Raw genomic sequence first — 16,033 nt, 5'->3', positions numbered from 1 at the left:
CACAAGAGGCACGAAACCGCATGGAACGAAGCAAGGCCGAAACGTGAAAGTTTCAACACTTGTTTCAAAAACAAAGTAGAAGGAGACAGCGAATGACGCAAGTCATTGAAAAGCTTGGAGGCGAGTATGAGATTCGAACTCATGTACACGGATTTGCAATCCGCTGCGTAACCGCTCCGCCAACTCGCCGAAGCCAAGGGCCGTGTAACCCATGCCATTTCGTCGCGCAAGGAGGTTTGTTGTGCTGTGGTGTGTTGCTGTGGCCGCGGTTCTGTGGCAAAACCGATTCATACGAACTAAACGAACGGGTTTACACGATGAGCGATTATTCCGCACGCCGCACAATGATGGTCGATTCACAGGTCCGTCCACAGGACGTCACCAAGTTTCCGATCCTCGAGGCGATGCTAACCGTCCCGCGCGAATCCTACGTGCCGGACAGCAAGCGCGAAGAGGCATACGTTAGCGAAAATGTGGTGCTGGGCGCGTCCCGTGTGATGCTAGAACCACGCACATTCGCCAAACTGCTGGATGCGCTGGATATTGACCCGAACGAGGTGATTTTGGACATCGGTTGCGGGCTGGGGTATTCAACCGCCGTGATCGCGCGGCTGGCCGATGCTGTTGTCGCAGTCGAGGAAGACGCGGAAATGGCCGCCGAAGCGCAGGCGATACTGTCGGGCAATGATGTAGATAATGCCGCCGTGATCGAGGGCGTTATGGCTGATGGTGCGGCCAAACACGGCCCTTATGATGTGATCATTCTGGAAGGGGCGACCGAGCAGGTGCCTGCAGCCATTCTGGACCAGTTAAAAGAAGGTGGCCGGATCGGCTGCATCTTTATGGAAGACGCGTTGGGCATGGCGCGTATCGGTTACAAGATTGATGGGGATGTAGCATGGCGGTTTGCGTTCAACGCAACGGCGCCGGTTCTGCCAGGGTTTGAACGTCGTAAAACGTTTGTTTTATGAAGTTTTACATCCTTCGGGTAGAATGGCGCAATATAAACACAAGCATGAGGGTTCAACGTGGGCTATAGAGTGAAACCAGTACTGGCGGTGGCCGTTGCAATATTTGCATTTGTTGCCTCCCCTGCGGCACGGGCCGAAACCCTGACGGATGCGTTGATTTCGGCATATAAGCATTCCGGCCTGCTGGACCAAAACCGCGCGCTGCTGCGGGTGGCGGATGAGGATGTAGCGCAGGCTGTGGCCGCATTGCGTCCGGTCCTTAGCTATTATGCCAAATCGCAGTATGCGAATTTCACAGATCGGAATGGCGATCACCTAACGGCGAATGTCGGGTTGCAAGCCAGCCTGTTGTTGCTGGATGGTGGTAGCAGCAAATTGGCGATCGAGGGGGCCAAGGAAACGGTTCTGGCCACCCGCGAAGGGCTGATCAATGTCGAGCAATCCGTGCTGTTGCGCACGGTCACCGCTTATATGAATGTGCTGCGGGAAAATGAATTTGTTGCTTTGCGCCAAAATAACGTGCGTTTGATCGGTGAACAATTGCGGGCCGCCAAGGATCGGTTCGAAGTGGGCGAAGTAACTCGAACCGATGTGTCACTGGCAGAATCGCGCCTTGCGCTGGCACGGGCAAATCTGGCCTCGGCCGAGGGCAATCTGGCCCGTTCGCGCGAAGAATACCGCGCTGCTGTCGGCACATACCCCAAATCCTTGCGCGGTGCGCCAAAGGTACCGGCGACAGCCCGCTCGCTAGATTCGGCCCGTGCGATTGCCTACACCACGCATCCCGCGATGAAAAAGGTGCAGCACGATATTGCTGCTGCCGAAATCGGTGTGCTGCGGGCGGATGCGTTGATGAAGCCGACGCTGTCGCTGAAGGGGAGTCTGGATTACAACCATGTGGGAACTGAATCTGCCACAATCGGGCTGGATCTGGGCGGGCCGATCTATCAGGGCGGCAAGCTGAGTTCGTTATACCGCCAAGCGGTTGCGCGGCGTGATGCAGCACGGTCCGGTCTGCACATCACCCGTCATGATGTGGCGCAGGGGGTTGGCAATGCTTGGTCTTTGTTGGCTGTATCACGGGCCACACTGGAAGCCAGCAATCGCCAGATCCGCGCGGCCCGCGTCGCGTATCGCGGGGTGAAAGAAGAAGCGACACTGGGCGCACGTACCACTTTGGACGTGCTGGATGCGGAGCAAGAATTGCTGGATGCCGAAGCCAACCGCATTTCGGCCATCACCGACCAGTATGTTGCAACATATTCGCTATTATCCGCGATGGGCCTGTTGACGGTTGACCACCTGAAACTGGGTATCAGAACCTATGATCCTGCGGCCTATTACAACGCTGTGCGCACGGCTCCGGCCGATAGCACACAGGGCAAACGGCTGGATCGTGTGCTGCGGGCGCTGGGAAAAGAATAGAATTTATCCTTTCTGTTGTGCGGCGCGTGCCTTGGCGCTATTATCAAGAAGAGGCTAAATCGGGAATCTATAATGTCTGAACCTGTATCCAATGCGGAAATCGAGGATGTGCTGTCGTCTATCCGGCGGCTTGTATCGAACGATGTTGCGGAATCGCAAGATGATGTGGCGGATGAACCGGCTGCAAAGCTGATTTTGACGGCGGATTTTCGGGTTTCCGAACCGGATGATGCGTCGCCCGAAGAGGATGCGGCACAAGAGGTAGAGGCGTCTGATGCAGGGGAAGATACCCCGTTCGAGTTTCATCACACCGAGCGCACCACAGACGAGGAGACGCAAACAGCGCAAGCTGAGCCGGTTCAGGGCGAGACCAACGAGGTGTGGCAGGATCCCGCAGAGCAGGCCGAAGATACCGCGCTGGAGAATGAGGATGCAACGCCATCCCTTGAAAGCACCATCGCAGATCTTGAGGCCGCAATCGGCCAGCAAGATGGCGAATGGGAGCCGGATGGCAGCGATTTTGAAGAGGATGCCGACGCCGAAGAGGTGATGTCGGAACCGGTTCAGGACTGGATCGACGGCACGGCCCAAGAGGTTGGTGCCGAGTTTGCTGCGGCTGATGTGCTTGAGGATGAAGCCAAAGATGCCGATCTGTTCGGCGGCGAGGAATCGGTGATTGACGAGGAAACCTTGCGCGATATGGTCAGTGATATTGTGCGTCAGGAATTGCAGGGTGCGCTGGGCGAACGGATCACCCGCAACGTGCGCAAGCTGGTGCGCCGCGAGATCAACCGTGTGTTGGCGGCGCAGGATTTCGAATAGGCTATTCGCTGGCTTAATCAGCTATTTTCAACAACGCATCCAAATCAAGGTGCGCCTCCAGATGATCGGCCAGCGCATCCAGCGTTGCCTCGACCGTATCATCATAGTTTGAATTCCCCGCAACCCCGCCAAGCCCTGCCAAATACGCCGCGCGAAAGCTGTCAGCGGCAAACAACCCGTGCATATAACAACCCATTACATGCCCGTTAGCCGTAGCAGCCCCATCGGAGCGCCCATCCATATCCAGCCACGCACGAGCGCAATCCGCACCCGTTGTCACCCCAATATGGATTTCATAACCGCGCACAGCATCGCCAGTAGGCAGATAAGTGGCCTTGGTCAGCACCAGCCGTTTTTCCGGCACCATTTCCGTCACCACATCCAGCAATCCCAACCCGTCATAGCTGCCGACATGCCCTTCGATCCCGTCGGTATCAATGATCTGCCTGCCCAGCATTTGATAGCCACCACACAGCCCCAACACATGTCCGCCGCGGCGCACATGCGCGGCAAGGTCCACGTCCCATCCTTGCGCCCTGAAATAGGCCAGATCGGCGATGGTGGATTTGGTTCCGGGGATCAGCACCAGATCGGCGTCCCCGGGCAAGGGGCGGCCTGCCTCAATGATTTCAACACTGACATCGGGTTCCGCCGCCAGTGGGTCCAGATCATCGAAATTGGCAATCCGCGACAGACGCGGCACTACGATTTTGAACACCCCGCCGTAGGTCGAGGCGATGTCCATCACATCCTCGGCAGGCAGGCGCCACGCATCGGCAAACCACGGCAGAACCCCGATGTTGTCCCATCCGGTGCGGTTGATAATTTCCTCAACACCATCGTCAAACAGGCTGACATCGCCGCGAAACTTGTTGGTGATGAACCCCTTGATCCGTGTGCGGTCTGCCTCTGGCAACACTGCGTGAGTGCCAACCAATTGCGCAATTACCCCGCCGCGATCAATGTCGCCAACCAGAACCACCGGCACATCTGCGGCTTGGGCAAAGCCCATGTTGGCAATGTCGCCTTGGCGCAGATTGATTTCGGCGGGGCTACCTGCGCCCTCGATCAAAACCAGATCGGCACCTGCGGACAGGCGCTGGAAGCTCTCCAGCACTGGCGGCATCAACGTCTGTTTCATCGCTGAAAAGGCACGCGCCTTAAGGGTGGCGATCCGCTCGCCTTGCAGCACCACTTGCGCCCCCGTTTCGCTTTCGGGTTTCAGCAACACGGGGTTCATATCGGTGATCGGATCAACACAACACGCCCGTGCCTGCAACGCCTGTGCACGGCCAATTTCGCCCCCATCCACCGTGACGGCGGCGTTGTTTGACATATTCTGCGGCTTGAATGGGCGCACGATCAGGCCGCGACGCACATAGGCGCGGGCTAACCCTGCCACCAGCATCGACTTGCCAACATTCGAGCCTGCGCCCTGTATCATAAGTGATTTTGCCATTACCCCAGTTATCCCTATGCTGGGTCAAAGAAACAAGTCGTAACAGGACGTAATTAGCAATGAATACGCCATCACACATACTGTTGGGCGTCGCCGTTTTTGGGCGATCCGGTCATGCGAAAATCACCGCCGCCGCAGTTTTGGGCGGATTGGCGCCGGACATTTCGTTATACGTGATGTCGGCGTGGGCGATACTGGTGCAAAACGTGCCGCCCGAAGTGGTGTTTCGGGAATACTATTTTTCCGCCGAATGGATGCGGGTTTTTGCCTGGGACAACAGTTTCATCCTGTGGGGTGGGCTGTTTGGCGTTGGTCTGTGGAGCAAGCGGGGATGGGTGGTTGCGTTCGCTGGGGCGGGGTTGTTGCATCTGGCAACGGATTTCGCGCTGCACCACTATGATGCCCGTCCGCATTTCTGGCCACTGTCCAATTGGGTGTTCCAAAGCCCGATCAGCTATTGGGACAGTCGGTTTTATGGCCGGATCGTCGCCCCGATAGAACTGCTGCTGGATATTGGCCTTTGCGTGGTTTTATGGCGTAAATATAAGGGGCGCTGGGCCGGATTGGTGATCGGCGGCATCTTTTCGGTGTTGGTTTTTCTGGCGATGTATTTGGTTCTTTCCGATGGTGGCTACTTAGACCACGATACCCACCAAACATAAAAAACGCGCCCTAAAGGACGCGTTTTGAATCTTTGTAATCGGGCTGTTTAGGCTGCTTCTGCCTGCTGGCGACGCTCGGACTCTTCGCGCGATAGCGCAACCGAGGTGCGCACACCTTTGCCAACAAAATCCATCAAGCCAGTGACAACCCGCTCGTTCGGGTCAATGCCGGCACAAGACAAAACTTCGCGGCCATCGCGTGACCGTGCCCAGCGTGCAATCTGCTCGGGGCCATTGCCGTATTTCTTGTCATCAGCAATTGCATCATCCAATGCAGCCAACACCACAGCAGCAAATAGCTTGCGCGAGCGGTTACCTTGTTCGTGGTTGAATGCTGTGCCGTCTACGAAATCCCGCATTACTGTTCCTTTTGCTCTTGCTCTTTTTGGCGTGACGTTCTTTATGCCCGATCTAAACCGATTCGGCTACCGTGTTTTTGCATAGCTGCCATGCGTCTAGCACATGGCTTGTTCTGCATATAGTCGTCTTGCCCCCAGTAGATCACCAATATATAGGTGCTGACAAAATTCCTTCAACCTTTTGCTATGGTTTTGACACATGCCTAAAATCAACGGAAACGAAATTCGCCCCGGTAACGTGCTGGAGCATAATGACTCGCTGTGGGTGGCTGTGAAAGTCGGCCATGTGAAGCCTGGCAAGGGTGGTGCGTTTGCACAGGTTGAAATGAAAAACCTGCGCAATGGGTCCAAATTGAACGAACGGTTTCGGGCGGCGGATAAGGTGGAGCGGGTGCGGCTGGAGCAAAAGGATCAGCAATTTCTGTATGAATCCAATGATATGCTGGTGTTCATGGATATGGATACCTATGAGCAGATCGAGATGCCCGCCGATATTCTGGGCGACCGACGCGCATTTTTGCAAGACGGCATGATGGTGGTGATCGAATACCACGAGGAAGAAGCGCTGAGCGCGACGCTGCCGCAAAAAGTGACCTGCAAGGTGGTTGAAACCGAACCTGTGGTGAAGGGGCAGACAGCCGCCAAGTCGTTCAAACCCGCCACTTTGGACAACGGGATCAAGGTGATGGTGCCGCCGTTCATCGGTCAGGACGAGGATATTATCGTCGATACGATCAGCATGGAATATTCCGAACGCGCCTAGGGCGGATTGCCGCAGGGCAGGCCCAAAATATAAAATGCAACATTCCGGCGCCGTTTATGGACGGTGCTGTAACGGTTTGGTATTCGGACATTTGGTACATTTCACGCCTTGAAACGCATGATTCCATTTCGGGATTGGGCGGAATGCAAAAGAGGTGCGGGTATGGAATTTGTCACGAACACGGAGCTTAGAGGCCATCTGGGGCGGTATCTGTCACAGGTGAAGTTTGGCGGTAAACGGTTTTTGATTTATCGGCATGGGCAAGAGATCGCGGGTCTGGTCTCGACCCGTGATCTGGACCGGATTGTTGAATTTGACCGTAAATCGGTGCGGCAGAAAGAACTGGAATATATGATGCGGGCGGATGCTTGGGAGCGGGCCAAGCGGGGGGAGCCGGGGATGGTGATTAGGTAGTGGGGGGAGAAGAAGCTAGCCATTAGAAATTACTCTCGTATTTTCCAGTGTTCAGGCACCCCTTCCGTTACCAATTCAATCGAAAACCTATCTGCTGGATCATCATTGTTTTTTAGCAAATTGAATATGTCCATTAGGACAGATTTATTGCTTGCAACATAACCATGCCCAAGCTTCCACAGTTTAGCGTCGTTCACTACCACGGTATCCATACCATTTAAAACATAAGTCGGAGGCACAATGCCAACTCTTTGGACATCGTGAAACCAACTTGAAATTAAAAGGGCTTTATCTTGAGGGGCAACGTAAGAAGTTGTTCGAGCGCAGTTATTCACAGCGTGCTTTCCCAGCGCTTCCATATGCCTAACATCAATATCGGCAGCTGCAAGAATGACTTGATTGACCCTTTTCAGCACTGATTTTTTATTGGCTGCCAAAACTTCAAAAGCCCCCATCAAACATCTACATCCCATGCTGTGCGCGATAATGTTGACACTTTTGTGCTCCGTTTTTTCAATGAAGTCTTCTATAAATTCGGCAAGACGGTATTTGCTGACATTGACCGCGTCCTCATCCGCAGGATACTTTCTTTTACGCCCTTTAGAAGGCCAACTAAAAAGTCCAATTCCCTGCCCAATACCTAAATCATGCCCAATTTGGGCAGCACGGAGAGCTGCTTGTTCAAAGGTATTGTTGTATCCGTGGACAAAGATTGTTGGTTTTTCTTTGACCTTCATCTTTTGGGAAAGAGCGTTTATGTGAGACCAGTACAGTTCAGGATTTAGCCCTATTAATTGACGAACTTTAAGGCGATCATCTTCTTTTTTGATAAGCTTTCCCCATAATGACGAACCCAATTTCCCTACTTTGTGACTGTCAGGAATTATCACTTCACAGATACCGTAATTGATTTTTGTGTCAAATTGGTTGCCGTATCCGACCAATTCATCGCGATCAAGCTTTGGTTTTCTGTTCGTGCCATAGAAAACATCATACTTTGTATTTTTGTCGCGTTTGGGAGAAGGCTCCTTGTATCCAATTGACCGCTCAATGAGTTGCGATGACTGGGTCATCTTTTTGTAGTCAGCAACGGAGGCAATTATTTGGACGCCGTTGTTTTCTCCAAACTGTTCTTCTTGGTTAGAAGTAAGTGGGCTTTCGATAAACTTAGTGAAGGTGACATCTGCTTCAACAAAACTCATACTCTCCAAGTCTGATTGGGTAAATATAGCGTTTCGAAAAATAGCTCTTTCTGCTGTGCATCCCCTGAGTGAAGCGTTTTTAAATTTTGCATCTTCGAAATTCGATGCTTCTAGGTTGGCTCCCGATAAATCGCTATCGGTAAAATTTGCTTGTTTGAAGTTTAGATGAGACAGGTTTGTATTGGTAAGGTTTGCGCCGCTTAAATTTATCTTTTCAAAGAAGCGTGAGGCTTTTGCTTTTGGAGACTCTCGATAGTCCTTAGGAAGAATTTCATAGAAATTGGTCCCCTCTAAATCTGGAGTGAATTTTACTTTCCTTCGGCGTTGGTTCCAAGGAATGACACCTTCTTTCAACCAATTAACGTGCCAACTGTTGGCCATAAAAACCGCCTTTCGAAGCAAAATACCGAGAGCCACACCATTAAATTGAATGGATGAGTTGCAACCTCACTTTAAGTGCTAAAGGATTTGATTTAGTTAGTCCACATTCACACTCCACCCTCGTCATTTTGAAAAAATGCCAGCCCCCACCTCTCGGCGATTGCGAGCAATCGCCTGCCGGCAGTGCATTGCTGCGCAATGCACCAGAGACCGCCCCACGGCGGGGGCTTTTGCGGCGTTGCGTCTATTTGATAGGCTGTTGGAGACTGATAGGGTTGGTCGTTTGGTAACACCTGTGCAGCCCCCACCCGGTCGGGGGCTGACATTTCTTCAAAATGGGTTGTGCTGTGTTGAGGGGGTTTTACGGGGTGATTGTGGCGTCTCCCGCCAGCAACTCGCCCTTGGCGCGGTCAAAGCGCAGGTAGGCGATGGCTTGGTTGCCTGACTGGGTGAACAGGGTTCCGGCGGGTTTTCCATCCGAGGTGATCGGGGTTCCGATGGGGGCGGTGCCGGTGATTCCGACAGTCACATAGCCCTTTTTCAAGGTGGTTTTGTGTTTCATGCGGGCGATGATTTCTTGGCCGACGTAGCAGCCTTTGCGAAAATCGACTCCGTTCAGGTGCTCGAATCCGGCCTCCAAGATGTCGGTTTCATTCGGGATCAGTTCGATGCCGGTTTCGGGGATACAGTGGGCCACGCGGATGGCGTCGTAGTCGGTGGCGTCGCTCCCTGCCTCGGCCCCGTAGAGCCGCCAGCCGAGCGCCTTGTGACGCGGATCAAGCAGGGCGTTTTCGGGGGTGGTTCCGGTGCCGCGCATCACCTTCAGGGGGGAGGGGGTGATTTGCACGTTGGCGCGCAAGCGGTACATGGTCAGGCGGCGCGCCAAGTCGTCGGCCGTTGCGGCGGGGGCGTCGATGGTGATGGTGTCGCCGTTCTCCAGCAGGAAGAAATCGGTGAGGAATTTGCCTTGGGGGGTTAGGAGGGCGGCGTAGAGCAGGCCGTGTTTTAGTTTTGCCATGTCGTTGGTGATCAGGCCTTGCAGAAACTCGGTGCGATCAGAGCCGGTGATGTCAAATAATGTGCGCGTCATAAATCCATTCCCCATTCGGTGCTGAACATAATATAGGGGATGTGGGGCGGGGCAACCAGAGGGGTGCGACATGCGGGCGCCATTGAGCATTATTATACCGGTATTGAACGCGGAGGGTGAGCTGCCTTTGGTGTTGGCGTCGTTGATGGAGGGGCTTGAGGCCGGATTGGTGCGCGAGTTGGTGGTGTCGGATGGGGGGTCATCGGATGGCAGTTGTGCGTTGGTGGTTGAGGCAGGTGGTGTGGTGGTGAGCGGTGCTGCGGGGCGTGGCGGGCAGATGGCGCGGGGGGCGGAGGCGGCTGGCGGGGCGTGGTTGTTGTTTTTGCACGCGGATACGGTGCTTGGGGCGGGCTGGGCCGAGGTTGTTCGGGCGCATATGGTGGCGGATCAGCGGGCGGGATATTTCCGGTTGCGGTTTAGGGCGGATGGGTTTTGGCCGTGGTTTGTGGCGGGGTGGGCGAATGTGCGGTCAAAGGTGTTTGGGTTGCCGTATGGGGATCAAGGGTTGTTGATTTCGCGTGATCTGTACGATGCGGTGGGCGGGTTTAAGGATATGCCGTTGATGGAGGATGTGGCGATGGCGCGGGGGTTGCGGGGGCAATTGTGCGCCTTACCGGTGGAGGTTGTGACCAGTGCGGCGCGGTATCAGGAGGCGGGATGGGCACGGCAATCGGCGCGGAACCTGTGGCGGCTGGTGCGGTATTTGGCAGGGGTTGATCCGGAGCGGTTGGGGCGGGAGTATGGGGAGTGATGTGGGGGGGCACAAGAAGATGGGGAAATGATAGCTATGGGTCGGCGGCAAAAGATCTCGACGGGCAGCGCATCTAATTGTATCCTAACCTATAAATGAGTTCTCTAGCTAAACACGGTGGGCACATGCTTTTAGGCAAGAATTTCGATGATATTGACGATGGAACCTTACAAGCCCTTATAGATGCCGGCGCGACAGAGACAGTTCACCTTGATTTCAAAAGAGAAACTTACGGAACAGCTGACGCAGACAAGAAGGAATTTCTGAAGGACATATCGGCCTTTGCAAATAGTTTTGGTGGCCACCTTTTGATCGGGATTGACGAGGCTGACGGCGCTGCGTCGGCAATCACACCCTTGAGGGGTATTGATGTCGATCAAGAACTCCTGAGGTTGGAAAATATCGCCCAGACAGGAGTGGATCCAAAGATCTATGGGTTGAGAATGAAGCGTATTCAAATTGGAGACGGGGACGTTATTGCCATTCATGTGCCCCGAAGCGTTAACCCGCCCCATAGGGTGATTTTCAAAAACACCAACCGCTATCACGCCCGCAATTCATCTGGGACTTATGAACTTGCACTTGAAGAACTTCGCATGCTTTTTGGTCAGCAACGGACGATTGAGGAACGCAGCCGGGCATTCACAGGCGAACGGTTCCTGCAAATTCAGGCGAATGAGGGGCCGCTGCCACTCCCCATCCAAAACGGAGGGTTGGTGATGCATCTTATACCGCTGGCTGATCTCGGAGGGGAGAGGCGACACCAAGTGGCTGTGTTGCAGGAACAGAGATCGGCCTTTTGCCCGATCGGTGCTAGCGGTCACTCTGGACGCATCAACCTTGATGGTTTTGTCGTCTATCGAGGCGGTGACGTTTGCCACGGGTACACCCAAATATTCAGAAATGGATGCGTTGAAGCAACCAGCGCCAGTATCTTTCGTGATGATGAACATGGGCGGCATTTCGCGTCGTTATCACTGCCAGAAAACCTCATCCAATTCATGACCTCATATATGAAGGGGCTGCGTGCAATCGGCGCCCTGCCACCTATCATGCTTCAAATATCTTTCTTTGGAACGGCTGGGTTAAGGATGGGTGTGGACCGAATGCGCGTTCCCGATCAACCGCCTGCATACTCAAAGGAAAGCCTGCACTTGCCGCCGTCTATTATCGAAGACTTTAGAGATGATGATGACTACGTAGATGTCATTGCTGAGCAGATGCATTTCATGTGGAACGCCTTTGACTTTGGGAGGTGCTTTTATTTTGATGACGAGAACAAGTGGAAAGGTAGATGAGATCAAACGCAGATCGACCCATTCTATAGGCGATTATCGAGGGAATTCTATCGTGCTCTAACGTCTGCTATACGACGTTGCTTCGCAGCATTGAACTGGTTGCCTTTTCCGATCATCGCAAAATTGTCTGCCCAAGGACAAAGCCCTTGCCCTTACCGCCCGAACCAGCGTTGGGCGAAGCGGGTGAATAGGTTGGGTTTGGGGGGGGCGTTGGTGGGGGATGTGCCAGTTCTCACAGCGCCGTTGGCGGGGTCCAGCGGGTTGTGGCCGCCTATGGGCGCGTTTTCCTTGAATTGCAGGCGGTGCAGGTCGGCGTAGATGCCGCCACCGGCGAGCAGTTCTTCGTGGGTGCCTTGGTCGACCACGCGGCCGCGCTCCATCACTACGATTTTATCGGCGGACTGGATGGTCGACAGACGGTGGGCGATGACCAGTGTGGTGCGGCCTTTGGACAGGCGCTCAAGCGCTTTTTGCACCACGGCTTCGGAATGGGCGTCAAGCGCCGAGGTGGCCTCGTCCAGCAGCAGGATCGGGGTGTCGCGCAGGATGGCGCGGGCAATGGCGACGCGCTGGCGCTGGCCGCCGGACAGGTTGGAGCCGCGCGGGCCTGCGGGGGTGTCCAGACCGTTTGGCAATTTGTCGAGGAAGTCGGTGACGTGGGCCGCATCAAGCGCGTCTTTGAGCGCGGTGTCAGTCACATCGGTGCGGCCCAACAGGATGTTTTCACGAATGGTTTCATCAAACAGTAGGGCGTCCTGCGTTACCACGGAAAACATGCCGCGCAGGTCGTTCAGTGTCAGCTGGTTGATCGGGGTGCCGCCGACGGTGGTTTTGCCCGATTGCGGTTCGACCAGACGGGTCAGCACGTTGAAGATGGTGCTTTTGCCCGCCCCCGAGGCCCCCACAAGGGCGGTGGTTTTGCCGGCCTCGGCAATCAAGGAAGTGCCGTTCAGAACCGGTGTGTCGTCATAGGCAAAGGTAACATTTGCCAGTTCCAGCGTGGTGTTTTCGGCGGCCACAGGGGCGGCAGGTTTGGCGGGGGACGTGATAGTAGGCAGTTCGTCGAACAGTCGGTACAGCCGTTCCAGACTGGCGGCCGCCACCTGCCAGATGCCGGAAATACTGCCCAGACGGCGCATCGGTTGGAACGCCAATGCCATGGCTGAGAAAAAGCTCATGAATTGTCCGACGGTTTTTTCGCCCTCGATAATGTCTTGGCCGCCCACAATCATTACGCCGAAAAACCCAAGGCCGGTGATGATGTCGATCAGGGACGGGATCATGGCGCGACCGGCGGCGGTTTTCACTTCGGCCGAGACGATTTTATCAATGATGCTGGTGAAGCGGCCCAGTTGGTATTGCTCCAGCAGGTTCAGTTTGATCGGGTTGATGCCGTGGAACACCTCATCCAGGCGGGTCGAGCGCAGGGAAGCCTGTTCACGCATATGGCTGGTTTTGCGGCGGATGTATTTTTGCAGCACGTAGACAGGGATGACCAGCAGGGGGGCCCCAATCACGGCGACAACCGTCCAGACCCAGTCGAGGGAAATGGCCAGCCCCAGCAGCAGCACCAGCGAGACCATATCACGGCCAACCCCCGAGATAATCACCGCCCAGACCTGTTGCACAGCGGTTGTGTCGCCCTGCACACGCTCCATCAATGCACCGGGCGGGTTTTTCTGGAAAAACACGCTGTCCAGTCGCATCAAGTGGCGCAGAAGGTCGGTCTGCATATTGGTCGAGGTTTTTTGGGCCACGCGGGTCAGGATGGTTTTCTGGCAAAGCTGGGTAATGGCGCGGACCACAAACAGGCCAAAGATCACCCCACCAACCCACCATATAGCGGCGGTATCGCCACCAACGAACACATGGTCGAACATGGGTTGCAGCATATAGGACAGGATGCCCAATGTGCTGCCCTCGATCACCATCAGGATCAACGCTAGCAGCATCCACCATTTGTGTGGTTTCAGATAGCCGTGCCAAAGCCGTGCCATCAGGGTGCGGGAAGCGTATTGGTCATTTTTAGGGGGTTTTGTCACGTTTGCCTGATCCTGTGGGGCAGTTGTTTTATGTGCATATCCTGCGGCGGGCTGGCTGGCAAGCGCCAGAGCAGTTTAACGGAGGCCCTACGGGCCGCTTTATGTCTTGTGCCTGCGGCGCAGGTATTTAGAGCAAGAAGAAGAGGTGGGGGAATTGACGAGGGGGTGACGAGGCAATAGCGTTTGCTGGTATTCATAGGAGCCCCCCCGCATGTCCCTGTCCCATGGCCGTCCTTATCTTGCCATTCCTGGTCCGTCTGTTGTGCCGGATCGGGTGCTGCAAGCGATGCATCAGCCTGCGCCCAATATTTACGGGTCAGCCATCGAGCGAATGGTCGAGGGCATTGTCACAGATCTGAAGGTTGTGGCCCGCACCGAGCATAATGTGGCGATCTATATTTGTAACGGGCATGGCGCGTGGGAGGCGGCATTGGCCAATGTGTTGTCGCGCGGCGACAAGGTTCTGGTGTTGGCGACGGGGCTGTTTGGGCTGGGTTGGGCTGGAATCGCCGAAGGGCTGGGGGCCGAGGTTGAGGTGATTGATTATGGCAACCGGTCGGGCATTGATATGGCGCGACTGGAGGCGGCATTGCGCGCCGATGTCGGCGGCAAGATCAAGGCGGTTATGGCGGTGCATGTGGATACGTCAACATCGGTCAGGAATGATATTGCCGGTGTGCGCGCGGTGATGGATGCGGTGGGGCATGGGGCGTTGTTGATGGCGGATTGCATTGCGTCGCTTGCGGTGGACCGGTTCGAGATGGACGCATGGGGCGTGGATGTGATGGTCGCGGCGTCGCAAAAAGGGCTGATGCTGCCGCCGGGATTGGGATTCGTTTATTTCAACGACAAGGCGGATGCGGTGCGGGAGGCAGCGGATTGTGTCAGTTCCTATTGGGACTGGCGGGCGCGGGCGCGGCCGGAGGGGTTTTACCAGTATTTCGCGGGCACGGCACCGACGCATCATTTGTTCGGCCTGCATGAGGCGTTAAAAATGTTGGTTCACGAGGAAGGTGTAGAGGCGGCATGGGAACGCCACGCCAAATTGGCCGCGGCGGTTTGGGCGGCGTTCGAGGCGTGGGGCTTGCGGGGACCGGTGGAGTTGAACATTGCGGACAGAAATATGCGCAGCCATGCGGTGACGGCGGTGCGCATTGGTGCGCCTTTGGGCACGGCGCTGCGCGACTGGGTGAGTGAGCGGGCGGGCGTGACGCTGGGCATTGGCATCGGCATGGCGCCACCGGGTGATCCGGCATGGCACGGGTTTTTCCGCGTTGGCCATATGGGGCATGTAAATGCGCATATGGTGCTGGGTGTTTTGGGTGTGATTGAGGCGGGGATGATTGCGCTGGGCATCGAGCATGGCGAGGGCGCGCTGGCGGCGGCGGCCAAGGTGGTTTCGCAGGCTTAGTTCATTTGACCAAATACATTTTCACGATGGTATCGCAGATAATCAGGATGTGGATGGTGGCGCGGATTGCGAGGTAGTATTAGTTTTTGCTCCGGAGCTATTAGGCGCGCAGCTGTTTCTTTTGGAACTTTGTTATGTGAAATAAGGATGCGATGATCCTCGGCGACAGAGATGAGACCGCGATCAAACTATCCAGTGCAATGTTCCAGATAGGGCAAGGCCATTGCGAATAATGTCAGGGCCACCGTCTTTGACGGCTCTGATATGAGCCGCTTCAACTTCTGGACGCCCACCTCCGTTCCTCAGCTCGAGCCCAGAAATAGCGCATCGACCGCCGTAGGCAGCTTTGACCTGCCGCTGAAAAGAGGGGTCGCGATATTTTCTGGAGGTAAGGATGTCTGGCCGGAATGAGGATATTGGGGCGGGCCCAAACGGGGCCTGTGTTTCGGCAAAACCGGAAAGGGCATCGGACTGTTCCTGATCGGCTTGTCTTGGTAAAGCCTCTGGCCCTTTCAATTCCTGCATTCCGTAATTAACGATCGAGGCAAACTCAAGGTCCGTTAGGCGGCGGACCGCGGAAACGCTTACACCACCTGACATGGGCCTGCCGTCGCCAGCACGAAGGGAGTGCTCAAATGCTAGGCCATCTGGATCGGCGCGTTTGACTGTTTGCTCAAAAGACCACTCCGAGGATGGTTCTAGAATTGCAAAGTAATGATCTGGCTTGTGCGGGTCTGGGATGACATCGAGGACCTTTTGCACTGATACATATCCGAATGCGCCCTTGTTCTTTCGACTCTCGTAGAAAATGACCCAGTCACCAATAGTTTCTTGAACAATGCGTAAATAGCGTCTGGGGAAATGATATGCTTCGCCAGGGCGGTCGTCGTAGATTGAAACGGGGTTTTGGATGAATACAGCTTTGCTCATGTAGGAATATGATGCGGTTTGTAGTTGGAGAGCAAGGCAAATTAGGGTGGGGG

Annotated in this window: 15 protein-coding genes and 1 tRNA gene; 9 read left to right on the top strand and 7 right to left on the bottom strand. The window is 55.0% G+C overall.

The annotated features are described in order from the left end of the window. Window positions 1-115 precede the first annotated feature (115 nt). A tRNA-Cys gene (locus ACWB12_RS13840) sits at window positions 116-189 on the bottom strand. A 128-nt stretch (window positions 190-317) separates the two neighbouring features. Between ACWB12_RS13840 and ACWB12_RS13835 the strand changes: the two genes are divergently transcribed. The 3 genes from ACWB12_RS13835 (at window position 318) to ACWB12_RS13825 (ending at window position 3,218) form a co-directional block, all read left to right on the top strand. After that, complete coding sequence (locus ACWB12_RS13835; RefSeq protein WP_479530676.1) at window positions 318-971, top strand: protein-L-isoaspartate O-methyltransferase family protein; 654 nt, start codon at window positions 318-320, stop codon at window positions 969-971. Window positions 972-1,040: 69 nt separating this feature from the next. Continuing rightward, window positions 1,041-2,396 carry a TolC family outer membrane protein gene (locus ACWB12_RS13830; protein ID WP_479530675.1) on the top strand — a complete coding sequence of 452 codons (1,356 nt, stop codon included), beginning with the start codon at window positions 1,041-1,043 and terminating at the stop codon, window positions 2,394-2,396. A 72-nt stretch (window positions 2,397-2,468) separates the two neighbouring features. After that, a complete protein-coding gene (locus ACWB12_RS13825) occupies window positions 2,469-3,218 on the top strand; it encodes a hypothetical protein (protein ID WP_479530674.1) in 750 nt (249 codons plus the stop codon). A 13-nt stretch (window positions 3,219-3,231) separates the two neighbouring features. On the opposite strand, the gene ACWB12_RS13820 is transcribed toward ACWB12_RS13825, so the two are convergent. After that, complete coding sequence (locus ACWB12_RS13820; RefSeq protein WP_479530673.1) at window positions 3,232-4,677, bottom strand: cobyric acid synthase; 1,446 nt, start codon at window positions 4,675-4,677, stop codon at window positions 3,232-3,234. A gap of 59 nt (window positions 4,678-4,736) precedes the next feature. Here ACWB12_RS13820 and ACWB12_RS13815 point away from each other — a divergent pair, with 59 nt between their 5' ends. Next, complete coding sequence (locus tag ACWB12_RS13815) at window positions 4,737-5,339, top strand: cobalamin biosynthesis protein CobQ (RefSeq protein WP_479530672.1); 603 nt, start codon at window positions 4,737-4,739, stop codon at window positions 5,337-5,339. Between the two features lie 47 nt (window positions 5,340-5,386). Here the strand turns inward: ACWB12_RS13815 and ACWB12_RS13810 are convergent, their stop codons facing one another. Further along, entirely contained in the window at window positions 5,387-5,698 is a 312-nt protein-coding gene (locus ACWB12_RS13810) for a DUF6280 family protein (RefSeq protein ID WP_456386290.1), read from the bottom strand. A gap of 199 nt (window positions 5,699-5,897) precedes the next feature. Here ACWB12_RS13810 and efp point away from each other — a divergent pair, with 199 nt between their 5' ends. Beyond that, entirely contained in the window at window positions 5,898-6,461 is a 564-nt protein-coding gene (gene efp / locus ACWB12_RS13805; RefSeq protein ID WP_479530671.1) for an elongation factor P, read from the top strand. Between the two features lie 162 nt (window positions 6,462-6,623). After that, window positions 6,624-6,875: a type II toxin-antitoxin system Phd/YefM family antitoxin gene (locus ACWB12_RS13800; RefSeq protein ID WP_479530670.1), complete on the top strand. Its 252-nt coding sequence runs from the start codon at window positions 6,624-6,626 to the stop codon at window positions 6,873-6,875. A gap of 29 nt (window positions 6,876-6,904) precedes the next feature. Here the strand turns inward: ACWB12_RS13800 and ACWB12_RS13795 are convergent, their stop codons facing one another. Together ACWB12_RS13795 and ygfZ are read right to left on the bottom strand one after the other, a co-directional pair. Further along, window positions 6,905-8,458 (bottom strand): alpha/beta hydrolase, encoded by a 1,554-nt coding sequence (locus ACWB12_RS13795; protein ID WP_479530669.1) that lies wholly within the window; start codon window positions 8,456-8,458, stop codon window positions 6,905-6,907. Window positions 8,459-8,819: 361 nt separating this feature from the next. Next, complete coding sequence (ygfZ, locus tag ACWB12_RS13790; RefSeq protein ID WP_479530668.1) at window positions 8,820-9,548, bottom strand: CAF17-like 4Fe-4S cluster assembly/insertion protein YgfZ; 729 nt, start codon at window positions 9,546-9,548, stop codon at window positions 8,820-8,822. Window positions 9,549-9,618: 70 nt separating this feature from the next. On the opposite strand from ygfZ, the gene ACWB12_RS13785 reads away from it, so the two are divergent. Further along, on the top strand, window positions 9,619-10,299 hold the full coding sequence (locus ACWB12_RS13785) for a TIGR04283 family arsenosugar biosynthesis glycosyltransferase (RefSeq protein ID WP_479530667.1): 681 nt from the start codon (window positions 9,619-9,621) through the stop codon (window positions 10,297-10,299). Between the two features lie 125 nt (window positions 10,300-10,424). Further along, a complete protein-coding gene (locus tag ACWB12_RS13780) occupies window positions 10,425-11,597 on the top strand; it encodes an AlbA family DNA-binding domain-containing protein (RefSeq protein WP_479530666.1) in 1,173 nt (390 codons plus the stop codon). A gap of 152 nt (window positions 11,598-11,749) precedes the next feature. Here ACWB12_RS13780 and ACWB12_RS13775 read toward each other — a convergent pair whose 3' ends face one another. Continuing rightward, window positions 11,750-13,594, bottom strand: a complete 1,845-nt coding sequence (locus ACWB12_RS13775; RefSeq protein WP_479530679.1) for an ABC transporter ATP-binding protein — start codon at window positions 13,592-13,594, stop codon at window positions 11,750-11,752. A 256-nt stretch (window positions 13,595-13,850) separates the two neighbouring features. Here ACWB12_RS13775 and ACWB12_RS13770 point away from each other — a divergent pair, with 256 nt between their 5' ends. Beyond that, window positions 13,851-15,050: a pyridoxal-phosphate-dependent aminotransferase family protein gene (locus ACWB12_RS13770; protein ID WP_479530665.1), complete on the top strand. Its 1,200-nt coding sequence runs from the start codon at window positions 13,851-13,853 to the stop codon at window positions 15,048-15,050. Window positions 15,051-15,233: 183 nt separating this feature from the next. Here the strand turns inward: ACWB12_RS13770 and ACWB12_RS13765 are convergent, their stop codons facing one another. Beyond that, complete coding sequence (locus tag ACWB12_RS13765) at window positions 15,234-15,980, bottom strand: HNH endonuclease (RefSeq protein WP_479530664.1); 747 nt, start codon at window positions 15,978-15,980, stop codon at window positions 15,234-15,236. Window positions 15,981-16,033: the final 53 nt, after the last annotated feature.

This window comes from Profundibacter sp. (genome assembly GCF_056498605.1).
Note: the sequence above shows the minus strand (reverse complement) of the source record. Positions and strands in the feature narration are given on the sequence as shown.

Bases quoted from the DNA above. Each gene is read 5' to 3' on its own strand.
- ACWB12_RS13835 (WP_479530676.1), top strand. From the start codon at position 318: ATGAGCGATTATTCCGCACGCCGCACAATGATGGTCGATTCACAGGTC.
- ACWB12_RS13825 (WP_479530674.1), top strand. From the start codon at position 2,469: ATGTCTGAACCTGTATCCAATGCGGAAATCGAGGATGTGCTGTCGTCT.
- ACWB12_RS13820 (WP_479530673.1), bottom strand. From the start codon at position 4,677: ATGGCAAAATCACTTATGATACAGGGCGCAGGCTCGAATGTTGGCAAG.
- ACWB12_RS13815 (WP_479530672.1), top strand. From the start codon at position 4,737: ATGAATACGCCATCACACATACTGTTGGGCGTCGCCGTTTTTGGGCGA.
- ACWB12_RS13810 (WP_456386290.1), bottom strand. From the start codon at position 5,698: ATGCGGGATTTCGTAGACGGCACAGCATTCAACCACGAACAAGGTAAC.
- efp (WP_479530671.1), top strand. From the start codon at position 5,898: ATGCCTAAAATCAACGGAAACGAAATTCGCCCCGGTAACGTGCTGGAG.
- ACWB12_RS13800 (WP_479530670.1), top strand. From the start codon at position 6,624: ATGGAATTTGTCACGAACACGGAGCTTAGAGGCCATCTGGGGCGGTAT.
- ACWB12_RS13795 (WP_479530669.1), bottom strand. From the start codon at position 8,458: ATGGCCAACAGTTGGCACGTTAATTGGTTGAAAGAAGGTGTCATTCCT.
- ygfZ (WP_479530668.1), bottom strand. From the start codon at position 9,548: ATGACGCGCACATTATTTGACATCACCGGCTCTGATCGCACCGAGTTT.
- ACWB12_RS13785 (WP_479530667.1), top strand. From the start codon at position 9,619: ATGCGGGCGCCATTGAGCATTATTATACCGGTATTGAACGCGGAGGGT.
- ACWB12_RS13780 (WP_479530666.1), top strand. From the start codon at position 10,425: ATGCTTTTAGGCAAGAATTTCGATGATATTGACGATGGAACCTTACAA.
- ACWB12_RS13775 (WP_479530679.1), bottom strand. From the start codon at position 13,594: ATGGCACGGCTTTGGCACGGCTATCTGAAACCACACAAATGGTGGATG.
- ACWB12_RS13770 (WP_479530665.1), top strand. From the start codon at position 13,851: ATGTCCCTGTCCCATGGCCGTCCTTATCTTGCCATTCCTGGTCCGTCT.
- ACWB12_RS13765 (WP_479530664.1), bottom strand. From the start codon at position 15,980: ATGAGCAAAGCTGTATTCATCCAAAACCCCGTTTCAATCTACGACGAC.